Source organism: Labrenzia sp. R5_0 (assembly GCF_017743835.1).
GTDB classification, from domain to species: Bacteria; Pseudomonadota; Alphaproteobacteria; order Rhizobiales; family Stappiaceae; genus Roseibium; species Roseibium algicola.
In genome coordinates this window covers 223,200-245,359 of the sequence record NZ_JAGHRK010000005.1, presented here as the reverse complement: position 1 = coordinate 245,359, position 22,160 = coordinate 223,200, and the positions used below count along the sequence as shown (strand labels likewise).

Annotated in this window: 17 protein-coding genes; all 17 read right to left on the bottom strand. The window is 58.5% G+C overall.

The features are described from left to right. Window positions 1-89: 89 nt before the first annotated feature. Window positions 90-1,349, bottom strand: coding sequence for an O-antigen ligase family protein (locus J7447_RS24520; RefSeq protein WP_022999566.1), 1,260 nt, complete (start codon window positions 1,347-1,349; stop codon window positions 90-92). Further along, a complete protein-coding gene (locus tag J7447_RS24515; protein WP_209171233.1) occupies window positions 1,346-2,683 on the bottom strand; it encodes a lipopolysaccharide biosynthesis protein in 1,338 nt (445 codons plus the stop codon). Before J7447_RS24515 ends, J7447_RS24520 begins: the two co-directional genes overlap by 4 nt. Then, window positions 2,683-4,089, bottom strand: coding sequence for a hypothetical protein (locus J7447_RS24510; RefSeq protein ID WP_209171232.1), 1,407 nt, complete (start codon window positions 4,087-4,089; stop codon window positions 2,683-2,685). Before J7447_RS24510 ends, J7447_RS24515 begins: the two co-directional genes overlap by 1 nt. Beyond that, window positions 4,079-5,851, bottom strand: a complete 1,773-nt coding sequence (locus J7447_RS31570; protein ID WP_209171231.1) for a hypothetical protein — start codon at window positions 5,849-5,851, stop codon at window positions 4,079-4,081. Before J7447_RS31570 ends, J7447_RS24510 begins: the two co-directional genes overlap by 11 nt. Window positions 5,852-6,145: 294 nt before the next feature. Then, on the bottom strand, window positions 6,146-8,056 hold the full coding sequence (locus J7447_RS24500) for a polysaccharide biosynthesis tyrosine autokinase (RefSeq protein WP_022999561.1): 1,911 nt from the start codon (window positions 8,054-8,056) through the stop codon (window positions 6,146-6,148). A 132-nt stretch (window positions 8,057-8,188) separates the two neighbouring features. After that, entirely contained in the window at window positions 8,189-9,316 is a 1,128-nt protein-coding gene (locus tag J7447_RS24495) for a glycosyltransferase family 4 protein (RefSeq protein WP_209171230.1), read from the bottom strand. 3 nt (window positions 9,317-9,319) lie between these two features. After that, window positions 9,320-10,309 (bottom strand): glycosyltransferase family 2 protein, encoded by a 990-nt coding sequence (locus J7447_RS24490; protein ID WP_022999559.1) that lies wholly within the window; start codon window positions 10,307-10,309, stop codon window positions 9,320-9,322. Beyond that, complete coding sequence (locus J7447_RS24485) at window positions 10,306-11,268, bottom strand: NAD(P)-dependent oxidoreductase (RefSeq protein ID WP_209171229.1); 963 nt, start codon at window positions 11,266-11,268, stop codon at window positions 10,306-10,308. Before J7447_RS24485 ends, J7447_RS24490 begins: the two co-directional genes overlap by 4 nt. A gap of 9 nt (window positions 11,269-11,277) precedes the next feature. After that, window positions 11,278-12,522 carry a class I SAM-dependent methyltransferase gene (locus J7447_RS24480; protein WP_209171228.1) on the bottom strand — a complete coding sequence of 415 codons (1,245 nt, stop codon included), beginning with the start codon at window positions 12,520-12,522 and terminating at the stop codon, window positions 11,278-11,280. Between the two features lie 164 nt (window positions 12,523-12,686). Then, window positions 12,687-13,919 carry a DegT/DnrJ/EryC1/StrS family aminotransferase gene (locus J7447_RS24475; protein WP_022999556.1) on the bottom strand — a complete coding sequence of 411 codons (1,233 nt, stop codon included), beginning with the start codon at window positions 13,917-13,919 and terminating at the stop codon, window positions 12,687-12,689. 30 nt (window positions 13,920-13,949) lie between these two features. Then, on the bottom strand, window positions 13,950-15,086 hold the full coding sequence (gene rfbG, locus J7447_RS24470; RefSeq protein WP_168687791.1) for a CDP-glucose 4,6-dehydratase: 1,137 nt from the start codon (window positions 15,084-15,086) through the stop codon (window positions 13,950-13,952). 10 nt (window positions 15,087-15,096) lie between these two features. Further along, a complete protein-coding gene (gene rfbF, locus J7447_RS24465) occupies window positions 15,097-15,903 on the bottom strand; it encodes a glucose-1-phosphate cytidylyltransferase (RefSeq protein ID WP_022999554.1) in 807 nt (268 codons plus the stop codon). A gap of 112 nt (window positions 15,904-16,015) precedes the next feature. After that, on the bottom strand, window positions 16,016-17,668 hold the full coding sequence (locus tag J7447_RS24460) for a hypothetical protein (RefSeq protein ID WP_209171227.1): 1,653 nt from the start codon (window positions 17,666-17,668) through the stop codon (window positions 16,016-16,018). After that, on the bottom strand, window positions 17,665-18,093 hold the full coding sequence (locus J7447_RS24455; protein ID WP_168687789.1) for a GtrA family protein: 429 nt from the start codon (window positions 18,091-18,093) through the stop codon (window positions 17,665-17,667). Before J7447_RS24455 ends, J7447_RS24460 begins: the two co-directional genes overlap by 4 nt. Then, a complete protein-coding gene (locus tag J7447_RS24450; protein ID WP_209171226.1) occupies window positions 18,090-19,379 on the bottom strand; it encodes a glycosyltransferase family 4 protein in 1,290 nt (429 codons plus the stop codon). The genes J7447_RS24455 and J7447_RS24450 overlap by 4 nt, the downstream gene beginning before the upstream one ends. Then, on the bottom strand, window positions 19,379-21,196 hold the full coding sequence (locus J7447_RS24445; protein WP_209171225.1) for a nucleoside-diphosphate sugar epimerase/dehydratase: 1,818 nt from the start codon (window positions 21,194-21,196) through the stop codon (window positions 19,379-19,381). The genes J7447_RS24450 and J7447_RS24445 overlap by 1 nt, the downstream gene beginning before the upstream one ends. 607 nt (window positions 21,197-21,803) lie before the next feature. Then, complete coding sequence (locus J7447_RS24440; RefSeq protein ID WP_209171224.1) at window positions 21,804-22,145, bottom strand: hypothetical protein; 342 nt, start codon at window positions 22,143-22,145, stop codon at window positions 21,804-21,806. Between the last annotated feature and the right edge of the window lie 15 nt (window positions 22,146-22,160).

Here is a 22,160-nt window from a genome sequence, read left to right as displayed (position 1 = left end):
ATAGCGTTCATGATTCTTTCAGGACGCTTTAGTTGCATCCGGTTTATTCGATGGTCTCGACGAACGTTAGTAAGGACATTTTTCATGGGTCATCTGTGCTCCCGTTTCCGGTGCCGGCGAACCCGGTAACCCGACAGACAGATCGCCGCCGGAAGCAAAAGGGGAACGGACAGGAACCTGCCGTAAACGTGGGTCACTCCGTTGAGGGCAACCGCGAACATGAGCAGTATCGTGAACATCAGGACCCCGGACCAGCGCGTGTCGGGATTGCTGAATGACCGCCAGCCGACGAATGCCAGTGTAAGCAGCAAGCAGACGAAGCCGAGCAGCGAAACGAGGCCGCCTTCGGAAAACAGCAACAGATAGGTATTGTGAACCGGCGCTCCGTACTGGCTGATCAACCGGTGCTGATCCACTCCGACCCCTAACCAGATCGACCGATCGATCAGGTAAATTGCCTCCTGGATGAGAAGCAGTCGCCCATCGAAGGTTCCCGCCTCACTGGAATCGCCGGTCGTCAATGCGCCGTAGACCCGCTCCTGAAACACCTCGGGCAGGAAATACTGTCCGAACAGGAACAGGGCCGCCAGTGCAAGCGCTCCAATCCCGATGAAAGCCAGGATATGTTTGGCGGAGCCGTGGAAAAAAGAGATTCCAAATATCCCGACAACCGCGACGATGAACCCTGAATTCGATGCGGACAACAACAGGCCGTAGGCAACGGGTGCCACCAGTGCCAGGAACACGATGCCGGATATCTGGGAGATGAAGTAAAGCCACATCACGTAGACGATCCCTACTCCGGCCAGGAGACCGACCCCGTTTTCCCGCTCGATCAGTCCGGTCAGTCGGCCGTTTCTGGAAAAGAAACGCGCGTCGTCCGGGCTGAACACCGAATAGAGCACTCCATGCAACATCACGAACACAAGGGAAAACGCCATCACCTTGCAGAGGAACATCGTCTCCCGCGCAGGACGCCCGAGAAGCAGCAGCGGTATGCATACAAACGAAAAGACGTACTGGATGACGCCAACCGCACCCGTAAGCGGATCGCCGTTCAACAACGATCCGGCAATCAGGCCACTGCAAAGAAGCAATACCGAGAACAGCCAGAAAGACGTCATGTCCGCGAACGGGCGAAGCGGCACGCGCCTGTTTGCAATCATCACGACGAAAGCGGCGCTGGCGACGAGATCGGACAGCGTGAAGAACACGATGTCGGTTCGAAGATATGTCATTGGCGACAGGAACACCGCGGCGATGACAAGCAGGCGTTCGATTTCCTGGCTTGTCGTGCTCCGGACAGGGGAACCGCTGTGGGAAGAGATCGGTATCGCGCTTGGGGTCAAGCCGGCCTCCTCACGGTGGGCTGTCGGCGCGTCCAGTAAAGGACAAACAAGGTGCCTGCCACGAGCGTGCCATTAAACAGAACATGAGCGACCGAAGCCCCGACCGGCCCCAGCATCCCGACCAGTGGGGCGAAACAGGCCAGGAACATGACGCTTCCGAGCAAGGTCACCCACAGAAGCTCGCGGTCGCGCCCCATGCTCAACATTGCCGGGTTGAGCACCATGGTTGCCAGGAGAAGTATGACCGCCAGCAACTGGACATTGACCATGTTGGCGGCTTCGTTGAAGCCCGCGCCGAACATGACAGACAAGACGTATGGCATCAGGAAAGCGGCAGGAACCAGCACGACCACGCAAAGGCCAGCGATTGCCAGCAGCACGCCATTGACGAGTTTGTAAAACCCGCGTTCCTCGCCGGAGCTCCATTTGCGGGCCAGTTCCGGAAAGATCGCCTGGTTCAGCGGGCGCCCCAGCTTGAGCGCGCTGTCGGCAACCCGGCGGGCTATGTGGAAAAATCCGACGAATTTCTCGTCAACTAGAACCGACAGCAGGATCACGTCAAGACGCTGGACTGTCTGGCGGATGATGACATTGAAGTTCGAATTCCAGAGAAACCGCAGAATTCCGGGGTTCTCTTCGCGTATGCCCCTGATCGGCAGTTGCATGAACTTGCCGTAGCCACGCTGATGGACATATCGGAGCGAATAGACGAACGGCAGCAGACTGTTCGCCAGGCCTTCGATCACCGCAACGAGAACAAACCCCCAAAGGCCGTAGCCCATCAACCACACGCCGGCCGACAGCACCAGACGCATCAGGGCGATACCGACGTCGACCTTGGCAAGAACATCAAACCGGTCGAAAATTCTCAGGACCGCGACCGCGGTTGGCTTGAGGTTCAAGAGAAGCGCCAGGGAAAACAAAGCCAGATAAGCGGCACTGTCCTCCGGCCAGCCCATCATTCGTGCGGTCACCTGAGCTGCAAGGATCGAAACCCCGGCAGCCAGCGTGCTGCCTGCAAGGTTCACGTAAACCGAACCCTTCAGCAACCGCATGAACCTGTCGCCGTCATCATCTGACAGAGCGTCGACACCGTATTTGATCACGGCTTGCCAGGGCTCCAGCCGCAGCAGCCGGTCGACAATGCGAACATAAGCCTGGAAGATCGCAAACAGGCCAAGGCCTGCCGGACCAAGCGACTGAGCCATGATGGCGAGGGTCCCGATGCTGATCACCCCGCTGACCGCCTGGGACGAAAAGACCCATGAAAAATTGCGCATTAGCCGACCGGCGGTCTGGCTGTCTTCAGCAGAGAGGTTGATCAGGCGGGCCATCAGTCCTCCAGCTCCCGGTCGCCGGCAAGCTCTGCCAGCCAAAGCTGTATGTAGGACTGGTCCGTGCCCGCAACGATCTGCCAGGGATCGTCCGGCTGGCCGGCATCAAGCCCCGTTGTTGACTGCTCCCAAGCGTCAGGAAACCCGTCGCCGTCACTGTCCACGACCCGTTCTTCCGGTTGGAGGTCCGGCCAGCCGCCGACTTCGGATGGGGAATCGATCACCTTGCCTTTGCAATCGCGAACGGTTTCGACAAGTTGCTGGTCGAGCGAGTCCCGATGTCCGCCCGATGGCAGGCGGTCGCCCACTCCCTCAAGCACAAGGTCGAGTACTTCGCTTGCCTTGACGCGCGGGACGGACAGTGTGCCGGTCACACCCTCGATGATCTCCGCTCCGGGATCGGCATCGACTTGCCGAAAGGGGCGGTCTTGGTCGCAGCGTCCACGGTCGATTGCGAGAATGTCATCGACCTGAACTTCAAGTCTGTACTGGTCGCTTGCCATGATTGCTTCAACTGCTGCGGGCCGTCTGTCGACGGTGCTCGGGCCGGTCAGCGCAACATTGCCGGCATAGACGATAAACGCGTTGCCGTAGTAGTTTCGAAACTCTCCGAATTGACTGATCGGATTGTAGAATACGCTGTTCACGACCTCGACCGGCCCGTCATCATGGCCGTATATATCGGGATTTCGGTCCCGATTGTGAGCGAAGAGGTTTCGCCAGAGGCTCACGCGTCCGCAATCGAAATCCCGGCCGTCTCCAGAGCAGATCAAGGCCCCCTTGGAGTGGCGCCCTTTCGGGTGGTTGGCATGATCCAGAGCCCAGGCGGAAATGCTGTTGGCGACGGTTATGTCGCTGGACCGTTCGCGGGAAACGTGGATGCCGAGGTTCTCGTCGGTCGAGAACATCAGGGACAGATGATCAAGATAAACGCGCGTCGCGTTTTCAAGCGTCACCGCATCGACCGACGACGAAGGCTGCTCGCTCGGTCCCGGGCGTACCTTGAGAAACCTGACGACGACGTCGCTGGCATTCTTGATGATGACGGGTGTGGCGCGGGACTTGCCCAGTCTGATCTGGATTCCCTGCCCGGGTGCCGTCTGACCTGCGACGTAGAGGTTTGAGCGAAAAAAGAGGGGGGTGTCGAGCGTGATCGTTCCGCTCACCTGAAAGATGCAGATCCGAGGCATTTCGCCCTTTTCCACACAGGCTCGCAGAGAGCCGGCGCCAGCATCTGCCAGCGTTGTGACGGAGATGACCTCCCCTCCGGTCCAGCCGGTTGCAGATGCTCCGAACCCGACCGCTCCCGGAAAGGCTCGAGGCGCGGCCTCGGCCGCCAGCGTTTGCGGCATCAAGAGACCGAAGACGATAAGGACTGCAGCCTGTGTTCTGTTCCTAGCCATCATTCACCACGATCCCGACGTTTGAGGCGTTGTTCAGTTCGAGTTGCTGAGCGGCTTTCGAAAGGTCTTCGAAGCGTGTCTTCTTCATGCGCGCGACCAGCAGCACTGCCTGCGCGACACTGCCGAGGCGGCATGTCGTGTCGTCGCTCAGTACCGGTGGGCAATCAACCACAATTAACGAGTACTTGCGGCGCAGAACGCTGAGTGACGCTTCGACGCTGGACATGTTGTTGAACCGCACTGGTACGGGCCCCGATGCAGGGGCGACTATCGACAGATGCGGATGGCCGGGCAGATGCCACGCGGCTGCATCGATCCGCAGAGGGTTGCTCAGAAGATCGAGAAATCCGTTCGCAGTGCGTTTGCGCGAGAGGGTCGAGATCAAGTCCCTCGGCGAAGGATCAAGATCGACCAGCAGAACATCTTCACCTCCCGCGGCCGCATATGCGGCAAGTGCGAAACTGAGTGTACTCCGGCCCTCCCGGCTCCCCGGTGACGTGATCAGAACCATTGCACCGGTCCCATTCTCGGTCCTGTTGTCCGCCCTGGTGTTTGTCCGCACGGCGGTGTGCAGGGGTGCGATCTTGTGCAGTGCCCGCCGCAAGTTCCCGCTCCTGGTCGTCCATGCCATACGGTTTACGAATTTCCGTGATAGGGGCGGCAATTGCCCCAGAACCGGTGCGCGGAACGCGGTTATCTGCTGCGGCCACCGCAGACGTCCGCGAAGGTTTTCCCGCAAGAGCGCCAGAAGGAAACCGAAAGTGAGCCCGCTGATCAGCGCGCCCACCATTTCGGTTTTGGGAGAAGGCGAAACTGGTCTGGTCGTTGGGATAGCGATCGACACTTGCCGCGCGACCGGGGTCAGTAGCGCTTCCTGCAATGCGAGTGCTTCAAGCTGATCGAACAGAAGATCATCCTGTCTTCGCATCGATTCCAGTCTCCGTTCGAAGCCGGTTTTCTCAACTTCGGCCGCCGAACGTGCGTCGAGTTTTGCCAGCGTCGCATCCAGGTCGGCCTTGAGTTCTGCAGACTCTTGCAAGGGTACTCCGCGTTCTTCTGCCAGCGCCAATTGCGCCTGCAGGCGGCGAAGATTGTTGGTCAGGGTTTCCGTCTCGGTCAGATCGTCGAGATTGTTGGTTCTGGTGAATTCCAGAAGATTGGCTTCCGCATCTTTCAACGTCTCTTGCAGCGCGGATTGGCGCGACAAGATCGACATCTTGGTTCGTTCGACATCGGCGCGCTGTATCTCAAGTGTGTAGTCGACATAGTTCCGGGCGACAGCATTCGCGATGTCTGCTGCCAATTGCGGGCTGGCGTCCGTGGCGAGGATGTCCAGGGCGAAGGTCGTGGGATGCCAGATGATCTGATAGCTCTCCAGAATGCGATCGACCGTGCTTTCCCTTCCGGACAAGACGTTCTGACTTGTTCCGGAAATCTCATCAGGTACGACCTCCTCCGCTACCCTTGCTGCGAATTCCCGCGACTTCATGACTTCGATTTCGGTGGCCAGTTGAAGCATCGACAAGGTTCTGGCCCGCAACCGGGCACCGAATGGATCGAGACGCAGGACCGCGTCATCAAGCACCAGCGTGGCCTGCGCACTGTAAGTCGGCACAACGGTGGTGAGCCGAAACCACATCAGGGCGCCAGAGACCAGTATGCACAGGACGATCAGAACCGCATTTCTGAAGATCAGCGTCAGAATCTGGAGATTCTCTGGTCTGAAATCGGCAGCACCTTCGGCATGGCGATCACGTTTTGACACCTGATCAGCCACCTTGCCGGCGGTTTGAGAGCTGGTGTTGATCAAAAACAGGGATCGTCTCCTTCATTGTGTCGCGCGTGTGCGCCGAACCATGCGATCGCTTGAAATTGCGGAACACCAGATCAGAACTTGAGCGGCGCCGCGGCACTTGATGCAATTTTCAATAAGCTGCGCGTGAAACACTGGTGCGCAGCGAAATGTCGAAAAACTCCAGATAAAACAGCATGTCAGATACGGCTTTTTTCGGTGAAACGTGTCGACTGAAAGGGTCGCGCCAACGCGACGGAAGCTGTTTCAACTTGGCGGTTTGTAGATGTAGCCGTTGTTATAGGCGTAGTATCCTCCTGCCCGGTGAGCTCCATAGTCGCGGAGCGAATATCGCCGCATGTCGATGTCGTTCAACACCACGCCAGCGAGTGGGATCTGATTGAACCGCAAGGCTTCTGCCGCCGTTCCAAGCGCATCTTCCGACGTGCGTCCCCAGCGGGCGATGAGGATCACGAAGTCCGCAAGCGACGCCAGGCGGTTTGCTTCGTCGGCTGCCAAAACGGGGGCCGTATCAATCAGGATGACGTCATAGGACGCGCGCAATTTTCTCAAAATCGCCTTGCCACGAGGCGTATTGAACACGCGCCTCGGAATGATGGAATCCTGAGCGAACGACAGGAGATTGATCTGTCCGAAACGGGTGCAAGGCACTATCTGCGCGTCGAAGACGTTCTGATCCTCCCAGATTTCCTGAGGCGTTTCCTTTGGGATTTCGCAACCTGACATGCGTGTCAGGCCATGCCGGTGGATGTCGAGGTCGATCAACAGTACCCGGTGTCCTTCCTGGGCGGCGGAAACCGCGAGTGAGAACGTCAGGGTCGTCTTGCCTTCGTTGGCAAGTGCCGACGTTACGGCCATGACCATGCTGTCCTTTTTCCGGATCTGGTTGGAAAGCAGTGTGAGCAGGCTCCGCAACGCCAGCTGGTACGGTGAATTCTCCTGCCTGGAGGTTCTGCTCAGAAAGAGTTCCTGCTTGTCCCTCTTCCGCCAGTACCGGATCCGCGGAACGTAGCCGATGGTTCGCAGGCCCAGGTACTGCATCGTCTGGGTACCGGTCCAGACCCGGCGGTCGAACAATTCGCGCAACAGCACCAAGGCCAGACCGACAATCAGGCCGCCAGCAATCCCAAGCGCAAAAATGACGGGACGGTTGGGTGTCGCCGGTTTCAGCGGAGCGGAAGCCACGGTCACCTGCCGGGCATCGGGCTGAAGAAAGTCGATCTGTGTTTCCAGTGCGTTACGCCGGTCTACAAGTGCCTGGTACCTGGCAAGATCCGCATCCAGCGACCTCTGCAGCTTGGACTGTGTCAGTTCGGCGCGCGTTCGCTCCTCAAGCTTCGTTTCCACCTCGGCAAGACGCTGTTTGCTTTCATTGATCCGGATGGAAGACGCATTCTGGTCGCGCGCCAGATTGAGGATAGACGTCAATCTGTTCAGCTCTGCCCTCAACTCGTCGCCGAGGCTGGTGTCGTCCAGTTCGTTTTCGCGAATGAGTTCCGCAAGACGCGCTTCCATCTCGCTCAGGCGACCGCCGAGTAACGTTATCCGGTCCCACAATTCTGAGATTGAATACTGTACGGCTTTCTTCTTGTCCCGAAGAGAGTCATCGATGTAGGTGCTTGAGAGTGTATTGGCCAGTTGCGCAGCCATGACGGCATCAGGATGCCGCACACGAATATCGAGCGCCAGGCTCTCGCCTCGCCGTTCAACCGTGTAGCTGTTGAGCATGCGTACCAGGACCGCTTCGAATTGCTGTTCATCGGTGGGAACCGGCGTTTCGGTCGCCGAAAGGTACGGATTGAAATAGGTGTCTGAGATCAGGTTGAGTTCGCTGGCGACCTTGCGGGCGAATTCGACTGAGCGAAGAAAATCGATCTCGGTCTCGATGTGGATAAGCGACGTGTCGGAATTCTCGATTGTCGTCTCTGTCGGATTAATTCTCGTTTCGACCTTCGCCAGAATGATGGTCGACCGAGCGGCATATTTTGGCTGAATGACCTGAAGGGCAAGATAGGCGGCCCCCAGACCCAGCAACATGGCCAAAGTCAGCCAAATCCAGTTCCTTCGCAACACCTTGAAAATGGCAAAGAAACCGAACTGTATCGGACGTTCAGCGAATGCATATTGCTCCTGCTGCGAGTCAACAATACTGCTCATGAAGATCCCCCAAATGCCGACGAATTCCGCCGGATTGTCCTGGTATTGAAGTCGATTTTGCCGGGCGCTCCGATATCGGTTCGCACCAGGTGCGTTGCCACGGACATCGCGGCACCTGCAGAGCTGAAAGGCTCACGCATTCGCATGTGAATAGCCCTCCCCTGCCGGTTTGCCGCGGTTGAATGCTTCCTTCCGGGCCGCGTCGGAAATCGTCCGGTCCCAGAGGGCTAGAATGGTCTCAGGTGCCAGCTTTTGCTGCAGGTGGACATTCGCATCCGCCATTGCGGCCCTCAGGGTCGGGTTGGACATCAGGCGGCCAATCGCGTCGGCCAGTGCCCCGACATTGCCGTCCTGAACCAGAAGTCCGTTCACGCCATCGAAGACCAGTTCCCGTGGGCCGTAGGCGCAGTCGAACGCCACGACGGGAAGCCCGCTGACGACAGCTTCGGCGACAACGTTCGGAAACCCTTCGAAACGAGACGAAAGAACCAGAATGTCGGAAGTCCGGATCCATTCTCCGTGCCTGGCGCTCTTGCCCGGCAGGGAAACAATATCCTGAAGACCAAGACGGTCACGCTGCGCTTCCAGGGAAGCACGGGCGGCGCCTTCTCCATAGATCGTCAGTCTTGCATCCGGCTGTTTTTCGCGCAGCAGAGACATGGCGTCGATGAGCAGATCAAAGCCTTTCTGGTGATCCAGTCGTCCAACGGCAACGAGCCTCTTTGCGCCAGGTGAAGGGGCCACACCGTCGATCGGCGCACAGGGGTTCGGGATCACCTGGGCACAGGGTTGTACTCGCGCCGGCAGGTCCTGCCGTGCCCGCTCGGTCTGCATGACCATCGCGGCGGCTCTGGGCATCAGGGCATTCTGGGCACGGCGCCAGAGCGGGTGGGCCTTTTGTGCCAGCGGATTGTTGCGCTCGGACGCGATCACAGGCACCGACGAACCGGTGGCCAGAAGGGTTAGAACGTTGACCTTGGTCAGGAACGAGAGGCACACATTCGGCGATAGAGCCCTCACCAGCTTGCGGATACTGGCAAGCCGGCGCAACGGCAGGGGAAGCAGCCCTTTGCCGTTATCCCTGTCGAGAACGTGCAGGACGACGTTGTCCGGATAGTCGAAATACGATCCTGCATCGGGGCAGGTCATTGCTGCGACGTGCACTTCATCGCCAAGCTCAGCACGATGTGCCGCCAGCATGGCAACGATCTTTTCCGTGCCGCCTGCGCCAAAACTAGCCTGAACGAAGAGCAGTTTCATGGTTTATTCCGCAGCCTCCACCATGGTACGTCGACCCTTTGGAACCGCATCATTCCGTTGTCCGTTGCCATTCAGTTCGATTTCAACCAGTGGCCGGTTCAGGTTCTTCGACTGCAGGAATATCCGTCCGACATATTCACCCAGAATGCCGAGAAACATCGCGTTCACCGTCATCGAAAGCAGGATCAGCGTCGTGGTCGTCGCAAAACCGGCAGGCCACTCCTGGCCGAAGACCAGTTTGCCGATGAGGTAGCCCGAAAGCAGCAGGAAGGCGCAGAGGCCGCCCAGAAGGCTGATCAGGGAAGCCAGCCGCAACGGCACAAGCGAATGGTTGATCAGGCCGTCGACCGCGAGGGAAATCATCGCACGAAGCGGGAACTTGGAATCTCCAGCCACGCGAGCGTTTCGGTCGTACTCAAAACCGGTCTGGTTGAAACCCATGCCGCTGATCAGACCGCGGACATAGGGCGAGCGGTCTTCCACGCGGCGCAGCTCATCGAGAATGCGCCGGTCGGTCAGCCGGAATTCGCCTGCGTTCCGGGGAAGGTCGTCCTCGCTGATCGCGTCGATCAGTGCATAGAAGGTTCTGCGCAGCCACGCGACGACCGGACCGTCCGGCAGGCTCCGCCGGATTCCGTAGACGACGTGGTAGCCCTTGCGCCAGGTATCGAGCATCTGCGGGATCAGTTCGGGCGGATCCTGGAGGTCGCAATCAAGCTGTATGGCGCAGGCGCCCTCGGCAGCCCGGTAGGCGGTCAGCACCGAAGCTTGGTATCCGACATTCCGAGAGAACCGTATCACGCGAACCCGTGGGTCCTCGGCAGCGATTTCCGTGAGAATGGAGAAGGTCTCATCACTGGAATGATTGTCAGTGAAGATGAGTTCCGGCTCATAGTCGGGAAGCTGCTCGAACACGTCCATGACACGTTTGTAGGTGTTGCGAACGTTGTCCTCTTCATTCAGTGCCGGGATCAGGATCGAGACGAGAGTCATGCCTGCATCTCCGTTGCAAGGTTTGGAATGATGTTCTCTCGTGCCCATTTCACGGTCCTTTCGAGGCCATCTTGAAGCTTGATTTCCGCTGACCAGCCAAGGCGTTCGCGGATGCGTTCGGCAGAGACGATCAATTCGACGGGATCGCGGACTTGATCGCTGAATTTCACGAGATCCACGTCGGCGTCGGTCAATTTGATCAAGGTCCTCATGACCTCGGCGACCGTCGGGGAATCCCCTGTCCCCACATTGACCACCGGTCCGGCACCTTCGGGATTGTCGCCCAGCATCATGAGCGCCGTGGTCACGTCATCGACATGGATCAGGTCACGGCGATCCAGAGGGCTGCGGACACTCACTTTCTGGCCGGCCAGCAACTGAGTGATGGCGCGCGGGATCAGGAAACTTTCCGACTGCCCGGGCCCATAGGTCAGGGCCAACCGTGCGGTAACGGCAAAAAACGGAAGTCGCGGTTGCGCCATCTCCAGATAATGTGTCCCGGCCAGAAGTGAGGCGGCATAGGATCCGCCCGGTCTTTCTCGCTCGGTTTCTATAAAGGGTGTCGGACAGTCCCCGTATTCGGCGATCGTCCCCGTCCTGACGAAAGTCCGGGGCGGGCAATCGCAAGCGGCAAGGGCCGACAGGAGCGCGATCAGCGGCGAGACATTCTCCTCGACGCTGTCGGCGAGATCCTGCAAGTCAGGCCGGTTTTCGAAACGGGTGCGCGCACCCACATGGAAAACGATCTCCGGCCTGGCTTTTGCCAAGCAGCTGTGAAGAGCCCGAGCGTCGGTGACGTCGAGCCTGTAGAGGTCAACGCGCGACGCAATATCGGCAATCCGGCCCGTGGACGAACGAGGCCGCAAGATCACACTGACCTCGTCACCTCGCTTCAGGCAGGCCCGGGTCAGGTTTGATCCTATAAAACCGGATGCTCCGGTTATGAGAACGCGCGCCATAGTTCTGCCTCAGGGAACGATTTTCGGCACCGGAAGGGGAACGATGAACTTGCCGCCCTTCGCTTCGAATTCGGCCATCTGCTCGCGGATTTCATCCAGGAAATTCCATGCAAGAACCAGCAGGTAATCTGGTTGCCTCTCGGCTACGGCTTCCGGCGAGAGAACCGGAATATGCATGCCCGGAGAGAAGAGACCCTGTTTCAGCGTGTTTCTGTCGACCAGGAAATCGAGCGTCTCCGTGCCGATCCCGAAAAAGTTGAGCAACGTATTGCCCTTGGCGGGAGCGCCGTAGCCGGCAATTGATTTGCCTTCTGCCTTCAACTCCGCCAGCAGCCCGGTCAGATCGTTGCGGATCTGGTGAACCCGCTCGGCGAAATCCTGGTAGGTCGCGGCCTCCGTCATGCCGGCCTGGCGTTCATCTTCAAGCATCTCGTCGACGATTGCCGCGCGTTCCACCTTCAAGGCGGCCGGTTGCATGAATACGCGCATCGAGCCTCCGTGCACCGGAAGCTTGGTGACATCGACCACATCGAGGCCGACGCTTTCGCCCAAACGGACAATCGAAAGCAGGCTCAGTTCCGACAGATGCTCATGGTAGACATTGTCGAATTCATTGGTCTCGAGGATCTCCTTGCCCCACGGCACCTCGATGATGAAGACACCGTCGTCGTCAAGAAGCGTCAGCACGCCCTCGGTGAAGCCGTGCAAGTCATCGATATGGTTGAAGGTGTTCGAAGTCGTGATCACGGCGGCGGGACCTTCGGACGCCCTCAATTCCGCTGCCGTCTCGGGGTTGAAGAATGCCGTGTGCACCCTCACGCCGCGCTCCTGCGCAATTGTCGCAAGGTTCGCAGCCGGATCCACACCAAGCGTCTTGCCGCCCAGCCGGTTGGCGTGGGACAGCATGAGCCCGTCGTTGCAGCCGATATCGACGATCAGCCCACCGTTCGCCTTGCTAACGGCAACCTCCGCAAGCTCCGCGAAATGGGAATGCATGGTCGCGGCGCCGGAAGGTACATAAAGGTAGTTGGTGAAGAAATCGGCCGGCACCTGATCCGCAACCTGGATCAAGCCGCAATCGAGGCAGGCTTGCGTGTTGAGCGGAAAGGCAACCTGGGGCTGGTCGCGATCAGCCGCGCTGGCAAACAAGTTGGCCGGCGGATGAGCTCCCATGGGAAGGAACAGCAAAAGATCCTCGGAACCGCAGGTTCTGCAGGTACGGCGAATGGACTTGTCTAGCTCGAATTTATTCATTTTTTTCAATCGCTCTTAAAATGACTTGCATTGTCAGGGTCAGGTTCATTGCGAACTCCACCAGGCAGAATTCGCGGCAATTCAAGCTTTCGGCGCCGCTCCTCCCCGAAAGTCCCTGCCCATCGCCCGACAGGCACCTCCTGAAGGGTGCGGTAGGCTTGGCGTCATCCCACCCTCTCGTTGCCTGCCGCCATGGCACCGAAACCGGCGGAAAACCGGTTCAGGAAATCGGATACGCGCGCGTGCATGTATTCGACGTGATCGTCGTTGAGGCCGTGATGGCAGGCCAGAAGGATGCCGCCACGCATCACCTTGTCGGCGATCGGATAGCCGGACGGATCGACGCGGCAGTCGATGTTCTTCATTGCCGGCTGGCGCAGAATATTGCCGGTAAAGACCGGGCGGGTCTGGATGTCCGCCTTTTCGAGATAGATCTGAAGCTCACGTCTGGTAAACGGCGCGTCGTCCCGAATTGTCAGCGGGAAAGCCAGCCATCCCGTCCTGGCACCTTCCAACTGGCGCGGCAGGACAAACCAGTCTTCATAGTCGGCGAAGAACCGCTTGTGAGCTTCAAAATGCCGTTCGCGCACTGCAATGTTGTGTTGCAGCTTACCGAGTTGCACGAGACCGAACGCCGCGCTGATTTCCGAAGGCTCCAGATTGTACCCCAGCGCTTCGAAGACGAACTTCGCGTCATATTCGATGTCATCGAGGCGGACATTGAACCGGTTCTCGATTGCTTCCGATTCAACAAAGAGCGATGAACTGCGTCCCCATGAACGCAGCAACAAAGCCTTGCGCGCCAGCTCGGGGGTGTTGACGCAAAGCATGCCGCCGTTGCCGGCTCCGTTGATGACGTGCGAACCGTAAAAGCTCGTCGTCGAGACATCCGAGTAGATACCCGTGCTTTCACCGGAAATCGTCGCGCCCAGAGTATCGGCACTGTCTTCGATCACCTTGAGGCCGTGGGCATCGGCGATCTCGCGAATGCGCTTCCAGTTCGGCAGATTGCCGATCAGGGACGGGATCATCACTGCGGAGGTCGCAGGTGTGATCATGCGTTCGATGGCTGTCTCGTCGATGTTGTAGGTGCCTTCGGCAGCGTCGACGAATGCCGGCACAAGGCCCTGGCGCACAAGCGGGGCAACCGTGGTGGCAAAAGTCAGCGCCGGTGTGATGACCTCGCTGCCTTTGGGTAGATCGAGGATTTCCACGGCCAGGTAATTGGCCGAAGAACCCGAGTTGACCATGATCCCGAAGTTCTTGCTGAAAAGCTCGGCGACCTTCTGTTGCATGTCACGGACACGCGGACCCATCTGGGTCGAGGTCTTGAGCACTTCGACCACGGCGTCGATCTCTTCCTGTCCGTGTACTGTCTGACCGTAATTAACTCGCATGTGTCAATTTCTCCGGTGATCTCGCGCTGTCTATTCAGCGACCATCGCGTAGCGCGTGAGACTGCTGCCAGCCATCAGGGCGCTGTAGCCGGCAAGCTGCTGTTCGGTGCAGTCGCTCATGTCGTCGCCAAGCGCGTGTGCCTTGTACCAGTCGATTGTCATTCCGATTGCCTCGGCAAGCCTGAGCTGCGGCCGCCATCCGAGGCGGGTGCGGGCCTTGGTGCTGTCGAGGCGCAAAATGCCGGCCTCGTGCAGGGCCGATGACGTTCCCGTCTGCTGCTCCGGAAAACGAACCTCCGGGGCGCCTTGCCCCCAGGCTGTCCGCACCATCTGCATCAGCTCGCGTACATTGACCGTGCTTTCCAGCTCGGGACCAAAATTCCAGGCGCCAGCAAACTCGGAGCCGTCGTCAACAAGCCGAGCCGCAAGCTGGAGATAGCCCGAAAGCGGCTCCAGTACGTGTTGCCACGGGCGCACCGCCTCGGGGCTGCGGATCTCGAGCGGAACGCCGGTTGACGCTGCCCGCACGATGTCCGGCACCAGCCGCTCCTCACCCCAGTCACCGCCACCAATGACGTTGCCGGCCCTGGCCGTGGCCAGCTGCGGTCCGTTGCTATCGGCGAAGTAGGCGTGGCGGTAGGCTTGCGCCACAAGTTCGGTACACGCCTTCGACGCGCTGTAGGGGTCGTGGCCACCAAGCGGGTCGATCTCTCGGTAGCCCCAGGTCCATTCGCGGTTGTCGTAACACTTGTCGGTCGTGATCACGACGACAGCGCGCAGCGAAGGCATCTGGCGAACCGTATCCAGGACGTTGGCCGTTCCCGACACGTTGGTTGCAAAGGTTTCCGCCGGATGCCGGTACGAATGGCGCACCAGGGGCTGGGCAGCCAGATGGAATACGATCTCCGCATCCACGCCGCGCAGAGCTTCCTGCAACGCTCCCCGATCCCGGATGTCGGCAATCCGGCTGTCCATGCGATCGGCGAGACCGCAGGATTTGAAGACACCCGGTCCTTCACTGGGTGGCAGGGACAGGCCAACGACATCGGCTCCCAGGTGCAACAGCCAGGCCGAAAGCCAGCCGCCCTTGAACCCTGTGTGGCCTGTGACGAGAACCCGGCGGCCGGCGAAAGCTCGGCCAATATGAGGATCGATAAACTCGGACATGGTCGTCGTCTCAGATCGCGAGTGCCGGCATATTGGCTGGCATTTCCTCATTAAACCGCAACCACGGCGGCGGAAGCTCATCGCACAGCGAATTGAGCGTGTCCCGATCGCGCACGGTATCCATCGGATGCCAGAAACCGTCGTGACGATACGCCATCAGTTCGCCGTCCTTGGCCATCTGGGTCAGGGGCGACTGCTCGAGCGGTTCGGCATCATCGACCATGTAATCCAGAACACCCGGTTCGAACACGAAGTAGCCGCCGTTGATCCAGGTGTCGCGCTTGCGAACCTTTTCCGTAAACGCGAAGACCCGATCACCCTTGAGTTCGATGTTGCCGAAGCGTGCAGGCGGCTGAACGGCGGTGACGGTGGCAAGCTTTCCATGTGACTTGTGGAAGTCGAGCAGGGCGTTGATGTCGATATTGCCCAGACCGTCCGAATAGGTGCACATGAAGGTTTCGTTGTTGAGCCAGTCACGCAGCCTGCGAATGCGGCCACTGGTCATCGTGTGGGAACCGGTGTCGACAACGCAGACGTTCCAGCCGCCCGGTTCCGACGGTACGAGACGCAGCTTTCCTGTATCCACCGAAACGGAAATATTGTTGGCAATAAGATGGTAGTTGGCGAAGAACTGTTTAATCAGCAACGCCTTGTAACCGGCCGCAACAACGAAGTCGCGATGGCCGAAATGACTGTAAATATCCATCACGCGAGCGATGATCGGTCGACCACCGACCTCGACCATCGGCTTGGGAATGGTGACTGTTTCTTCAGCCAGGCGTGAGCCTAACCCTCCGGCAAGAAGTACGGTTTGCATTTTTCTTCTCCCTGATTGTCTAAACACTGAAAACAACATCTTGGTGTGAAACGAAGTCAGTTCGACTGAAACGATCGCACTGACAAAACATTGAGAGCCACAGACCGGCGGCTCAGTCCTGGCCTCCCGTTGTTCGAACAAAAAGTCGGCCTTCTCCGTAACGGTTGCTCAGTTCGGCAACCGGAACTTCCAGGTAATTGTTTGCCCGCACATACTCGAGCATCGGCGCTTCAAGGTCGGGGTCGTAGCCAATGAGGATGGCTGCCGGAGGCTGTTTGCCGAACAGATTTCCCAGACCGTCGGCGCCGACCATCCGATAGAAAGCGGCAAGTTCGGCGTCCGTGTAAGGCGCGATCCGGTATGCGAACTGACCGGAGGCAAATTCCGGATAGATGTCGAGACCGGCTTCCATCGGGTAAAGCGGCATGAAGGTTGCCACGGGGCCTTCAGGCACATTGTGCGAGGCCAGCGCCTGCTGCAATTCCTGGCCGCCGCGAACCAGGCGTGCGGAGGTAAAGTCATCAGGTTTGGCGAGGCTTGCGAGCCCGGGCATGAGCCGCGGAAGCGTGATGACGAGCATGACAAACATGCTGGCACAAAGAACCGGCACCACTTGCTGGAGGTCCCGTGTTCCGATCTGCCGGTAAAGCAACGCACCAAGGATCGGAAGGCAGACCAGCGGCTGAATGTAATACTGCGGAAAACCGGGTGTCGGAACGAAGCTTAGAACGGCAGCAAGAGCCGTGACTGCGAGGACGACAACAATCTGTCCGAGACATTTGCCGTCCTGCCGTTCACCTTTGTGCCCTGCCTGGAGCGACATCCAGAACAGGTAAACCAGCACTGTTGCAAGGATCAGAGAACCACCTGCCAGCCAGGCTCCGAACGCGAGCTGCAACTTGCCGCCAAGCCCCATCGCCAGGCCGGGTTCGCTGGCGGCGTTCGCCGTCCAGTAGGCGATGTGCGGGCCAGTATGAAATGACAGAACATGCGCAAGAAAGAGCTGCGGATCGTCCAGCAGATACCAGAAGACGGGCAAGGCTCCGACCAGCCCGCCGGCGGCGAGCGGAAGAACAGTTCCGGTCAGGCGTGTGCGCAAGGAAATACGTGCCGGAAGCAGGAATGCGGCAAGCGCGACCGGGGGAATGAAGACCACCGCACTGACCTTGCTGCCTGCTGCGAGCGAAAGGCACATTCCGGCAACGAAGATCAGGCTGGATCGCGGCCGCTGTTCCATGGTCTCGACCACGAAAAGGCCTAGCCCCAGCACCGCAAACGGCAGCGGCAGCAGGTTGTTGGTCGCGGCCATACCGGCCTGGCCGAGCAACGGATCCGCGGCGAGAATGGCCACGGCCGAGAACAGTGCCAGCAGCCAGGATCGCGAAATGCGCAGCGTGGTCCAGACAATCGCAAGGATCAGCAGCACCCAAAGAAGAAAGACGCCTGTCCTTGCCGCGCCCAGCAAACCCTGATCGCCGAAGACGATATGCATGGAGTGGAAGAACCAGGCGACATTCGGCACATGATTGAAGAAGACGTCCTGGTATAGCTGCCAGTCCGGCATATATTGCGCGGGGGGAACGAACATCATCTCGTCCCGCCGCAAACCGAAGGTCATCAGCCTGCCGTAAAGAGCGCCAAGCAGCAGCGCGACTCCCGCAACCGACGCCACACTGACTGTAAGGCGCAGCCATTTCTGACGGTGTCCGGCATGTGAAGCCTGATCCACCGCGGCGGCCAATTGGTTGGACTGCAGGACACTCATTGCTGTGCGTCCTTTCTGCCCGCCCGCACGCCGAGGGCGCGGGCAACAAGAATATAGGACAAGGCCACGACAGGCGGCAGCGACAGGAGCTGGGCACCGAGCGCAGGTATCCCGGCGCCGGTCAGGACCGCAAGCAACAGCGCGTTGAATGCATAGGCTGCCACATAGGCGAGGCCGTAGAGCGGAAGCCTGCCAAAGCCGCTGACACCGAAAACAAACCGGGCATGGATGGAATAGTTCCAGATGACCCCGAGACCGAACTGCGCCACGAGAGCGACCTGCGGGTGCACACCTGCAAGGACGAGGATTGCGAAGACCCCGTATCCGAACGCTGTATTGATTATGCCGGCGCCAAGAAAACGCACGACCCGGGAAGTCATCAGGTCGGAGAATGCCGTGCGGGCCGTTGTGACGGACTGCGTCATGGGAGGGCTACCTCCGAGACCTGGCAGACCGGTTCGGCTTCGGCCGGAGAACCCAGGCTACGCGAGCCGGAAGCATATCGGACGGCTTCGATGCCCATGAGCTGCATCAGCCTGGCATTCACCCGGTGAATGTCATTCCTGCTGCAAACGAGCGCCCGCGCAGCCGCTCCCATCTTTGCAGCTTGCGACGGTGTTTCGATGAAGCTTTTCATCGCAGCGGCGAGAGCTTGAACATCACCGCGCGGGACGACGAAACCGGAAACACCGTTTTCTATCGTCTCGCCGCACCCCGGCGCATCGGTGGTGATGACAGCGCGCCCGCAGGACATGGCCTCGAGAATGGAACGTGGAATGCCTTCCCGCAGCGACGTCGGAAGAACCAGCACGCTGCTCGCCTGAAGGAAGGGGACGACATCGTTTGTCGCGCCGCGATATCGCAGCAATCCTTCGCTTTGCCAAGCGTCGAGCTGCTCTGGTTCGATCGCATCGGGATTACTGTCGGTCGGGCCCAGGATGTCGAGCTCGAATTCGAGCCCCTGCGTCTTGAGGAGCTTCGCGGCTTCGGCAAGAAGAGCAAGCCCCTTGGACTGAAGCAGCCGCCCCACGAACAGGAAGCGGACTGGTCCCTGCGGAACAGGTGTCGCCGAAAAGCGTGCCGTGTCTACGCCTGAACCCGGAATGTCGTGAAGAGGCACCTGGTCCGGTATCAGCCGATAGTTCCGGATATCCCGGCGGTCCGCGCTGTTGTAGCAGAAAGCCGCGGTAAGTTTGCGCAGTGCGATCCGGTGCAGCAATACGGAGGCACTGCGGACATAGCGCCTGCGTCCGGTTGGATTTTCTTCCATGAAGGCATATCCAAGCCCGGTGAACAGCGCGTAGCGGGACCGGATGCCGACCAGTTGTGCTGCAAGGCAGGCATAGACGATCGGCTTCATTGTATATGCGAACACGAGTTCCGGCTTTTCCTCGCGAAGTGCACGAATGAGAGCCCAGAGGCTGACAAGATCGCTGAAGGGGTTCGTCCCTGTGCGTTTCATGGGAATTTCGCGATGAGCGATCCCGTTCTCGTCCAGAATTCTGGCGGTCTCGGCATCGATCTCGGCGGCGAAAGCGGTCACTTCATAGCCGTTTGCCTGGAAGCGCCGCATGAGATCCAGCCGGAAATTGACCAGCGAATACCCCAGGCTACCGACGACCACAGCCCGCCGACGGCGCCCGGAAGACCCTGTCCCCGACTTGGAAGACACACTGACCGCGTAGTCCATATGGTTGGCAGAAGCGCTCATTAGCCAGTACTCAGCACTTCAGGTGCACCAACCGGCCGCAGAACGGCATGGGGCGGAATTGGCAACTTCACGGTCATTTCCTTCGCACCTGACCATGCAGCGCTTGCACCAACTTTGGCCGGCTCCACCGCACACGAGGTTTTTGTGCCGTAGCCAGGCACCAGGTCCCGAAGCAACTGGTTGACCAAGGACCCGTTCTGACACCGTGCGGCAAGCTCCAGCTTCAGGATCATTGCCCGCAGCCGCGCAATCGGAACGCCTTCCGGACGTGCGGCGCTGACACCGGGAATTCCGCAATCGGCGCGGGCTTCCGATTTGTCGAACAGTTCCTCGAACAGCTTCTCGCCGGGACGCATGCCGATGAAATTGATCTTGATGTCCTGGTGAGGTGTCAGTCCGGCAAGACGGATCATGCGTTCTGCAAGATCGACGATCTTGACCGGCTTGCCCATGTCCAGGACGAAGATCTCACCCTGGCTGGTGTCGAACTTCAGGCCGCTCGCCGCAGATACCAGTGTCAACTGGACCGCTTCGCGGATCGTCATGAAGTACCGTTCCATCTTGGGATCGGTGATCGTGATCGGTCCACCGTTTGAGATCTGGCGCTGGAACAGCGGTATCAACGACCCTGAGGACCCCAGGACATTGCCAAATCGAACAGAGAAGAACCTGGTGCGTTCTTCCGTCTCGTTGGTGATACGGTCTTGCGCCTGGACGTAGAATTCCGCGACGCGTTTGGTTGCCCCCATGACGTTGGTCGTGTTGACGGCCTTGTCGGTCGAGATCTGTACCATTGCGAGAGCACCGATTTCGCGGGCCGCATCGGCAACGTTTCTCGATCCGACAACATTCGTCAGAACGCCTTCGCACGGGTTGAGCTCGACGATCGGCACATGCTTCAGGGCTGCCGCATTGAATACCAGTTCCGGACGGTGTTGCCGGAAGATCGAGTTGACGCGGTCCGCATCGACGATGGAAGCCACATACATCCGCCGCGGCACATCGGGAAAATGCTGCGACAGATCCATATCGATCGAGTAGGCGTTGAATTCGCAGTTGTCGATGATCACGATCTCTGCCGGATGGAAGGACGCGATCTGCCGTGTGAGTTCGCTGCCGATCGACCCGCCGGCACCTGTCACCAGGACGCGTCGCCCCTTGAAGACTTCGAACAGCAACGAGCGTTCCACTGCCTTTTGCGGCCGATCCAGAATGTCATCCGGATCCACGGTTCTCATGTTCTGCCCTTCGCCCAGGTCTGGGGAACCAAGATCCTCCAGCCCGTGAAGCCTCGAAACGGTCACCCCATGTCCACTGGCCCAGACAGTCAGTTTCTGGATGCCGTCGCTGTCGAAATGGGTCGTCGGTTCGGTCAGAAGCAGCCGCTGTGGCAGTACGTTCCAATGCGAAAGCCGTTCGATCACGTTTTCAGGATCTCTCAGCGTTCCGATGATCTGGACGTCGTGGAAGTAGAGCCCCTGGGTGTTGCGGGCATCATCGATAATTCCGACCGGAAGGTAGCGGGAGCCGGTATTGCGCAAGGAGCGCAGGAAGAGATCGCAACTTGCGCCGGTCCCCACCAGAAGTACCGGAATCCTCGAATCCACCTCTTTCTCCTTGAGGTGGCGGCTTTGACGGGTCAGCTCCCGGCCCCTGGCGATAACCCGCAACGCACCGAGCGCTGGCACGGCGAGGTAAAACTGAACGATCACGACAGGGATGGGAACGGAGGCTGTCATAAGGTTGAAACGTGACAGGATTGCAAGCGAAACGCTTGTGAGCAGGGCTCCCTTGAGCAGAACAACGATGTCTCTCAACGAAGTTGATCGCGTGTCCCGGCGGTAGAACCCGGCCAATGGGAAAATCACGAGACCGCAGACACATGCCAGCGCCGCAAATGGCAGTATCGCAGGCAATAACTGCTTTTGAGCCGATCCGGTCACCGTCAGGAGCACCGCAAGCGCTGCAGACAGTGTAATTGAAACGACGTCACCCAGGACAAGTCTGCGATTAGCTTTCAGCTCGGCCAATAATTGTTGGAACCACCGATTAATCTTCGGCTGGCTTTCCAAGACAGAGTGACCCGATGCTTTTATCCCAATCTTCGACGTCGTCTCAGAAGAATAAAAATCCGCCATAAGCAAACGCTCCGCTAAACACTTGAGGCACAAAAATAGCTGTGCCTCGCCGTCCGCTATTTTTTAACGGACTGATTATTCTTTGTTTTTTGTTGCTGCGACGGTGGCGTATTTACAAAATGGAAAATAAATAAAACGATTCCCACTTCGTGAATGTAGTTTCGACAAATATTTTCAGTTTTTCCGAAGATTAGTCCCTTAAAAGGACGTCGATCATCTAAAATAATGATCAGGTTTCAAAAATAAAATCTTCAGAGCATGAAAAAATGCCATACGTCACAGCATTTCATGTTAAATTTAGTCTTGCAATTTCAACCCAAGGTGTAACACATAACGCAAGGTTAATAAATAGTTTTTTTCCACAAATTTCTTGGGCGGATTGATCCGATGGCCTTTTTAGAGTTTCCAAACCCCCAAAAAATACGGAAAAAACAATTAAAATCAGCCAGTTCAGGATGCAGCATTCTGACAGTGCAAAAAACGTCATCGCCACTATCGCGGAGCCTGATTTATGATGAATTTGGGCCCTTCCTGTTGCCGTTCGAACCGCATTCGGACGACGCGTTTTCCCTTCGGTTAGACCTGCAGCCGGGGTGGCTGGAGCGAAGCGAGGACGGCGGACAGACACTCCATGGAGCTCTGT

Bases quoted from the DNA above. Each gene is read 5' to 3' on its own strand.
- J7447_RS24490 (WP_022999559.1), bottom strand. From the start codon at position 10,309: ATGACTCTCGTCTCGATCCTGATCCCGGCACTGAATGAAGAGGACAAC.
- J7447_RS24495 (WP_209171230.1), bottom strand. From the start codon at position 9,316: ATGAAACTGCTCTTCGTTCAGGCTAGTTTTGGCGCAGGCGGCACGGAA.
- J7447_RS24510 (WP_209171232.1), bottom strand. From the start codon at position 4,089: ATGATGGCTAGGAACAGAACACAGGCTGCAGTCCTTATCGTCTTCGGT.
- J7447_RS24460 (WP_209171227.1), bottom strand. From the start codon at position 17,668: ATGAGTGTCCTGCAGTCCAACCAATTGGCCGCCGCGGTGGATCAGGCT.
- J7447_RS24485 (WP_209171229.1), bottom strand. From the start codon at position 11,268: ATGGCGCGCGTTCTCATAACCGGAGCATCCGGTTTTATAGGATCAAAC.
- J7447_RS24515 (WP_209171233.1), bottom strand. From the start codon at position 2,683: ATGGCCCGCCTGATCAACCTCTCTGCTGAAGACAGCCAGACCGCCGGT.
- rfbG (WP_168687791.1), bottom strand. From the start codon at position 15,086: ATGTCCGAGTTTATCGATCCTCATATTGGCCGAGCTTTCGCCGGCCGC.
- J7447_RS24475 (WP_022999556.1), bottom strand. From the start codon at position 13,919: ATGCGAGTTAATTACGGTCAGACAGTACACGGACAGGAAGAGATCGAC.
- J7447_RS24480 (WP_209171228.1), bottom strand. From the start codon at position 12,522: ATGAATAAATTCGAGCTAGACAAGTCCATTCGCCGTACCTGCAGAACC.
- rfbF (WP_022999554.1), bottom strand. From the start codon at position 15,903: ATGCAAACCGTACTTCTTGCCGGAGGGTTAGGCTCACGCCTGGCTGAA.
- J7447_RS24455 (WP_168687789.1), bottom strand. From the start codon at position 18,093: ATGACGCAGTCCGTCACAACGGCCCGCACGGCATTCTCCGACCTGATG.
- J7447_RS24450 (WP_209171226.1), bottom strand. From the start codon at position 19,379: ATGAGCGCTTCTGCCAACCATATGGACTACGCGGTCAGTGTGTCTTCC.
- J7447_RS24500 (WP_022999561.1), bottom strand. From the start codon at position 8,056: ATGAGCAGTATTGTTGACTCGCAGCAGGAGCAATATGCATTCGCTGAA.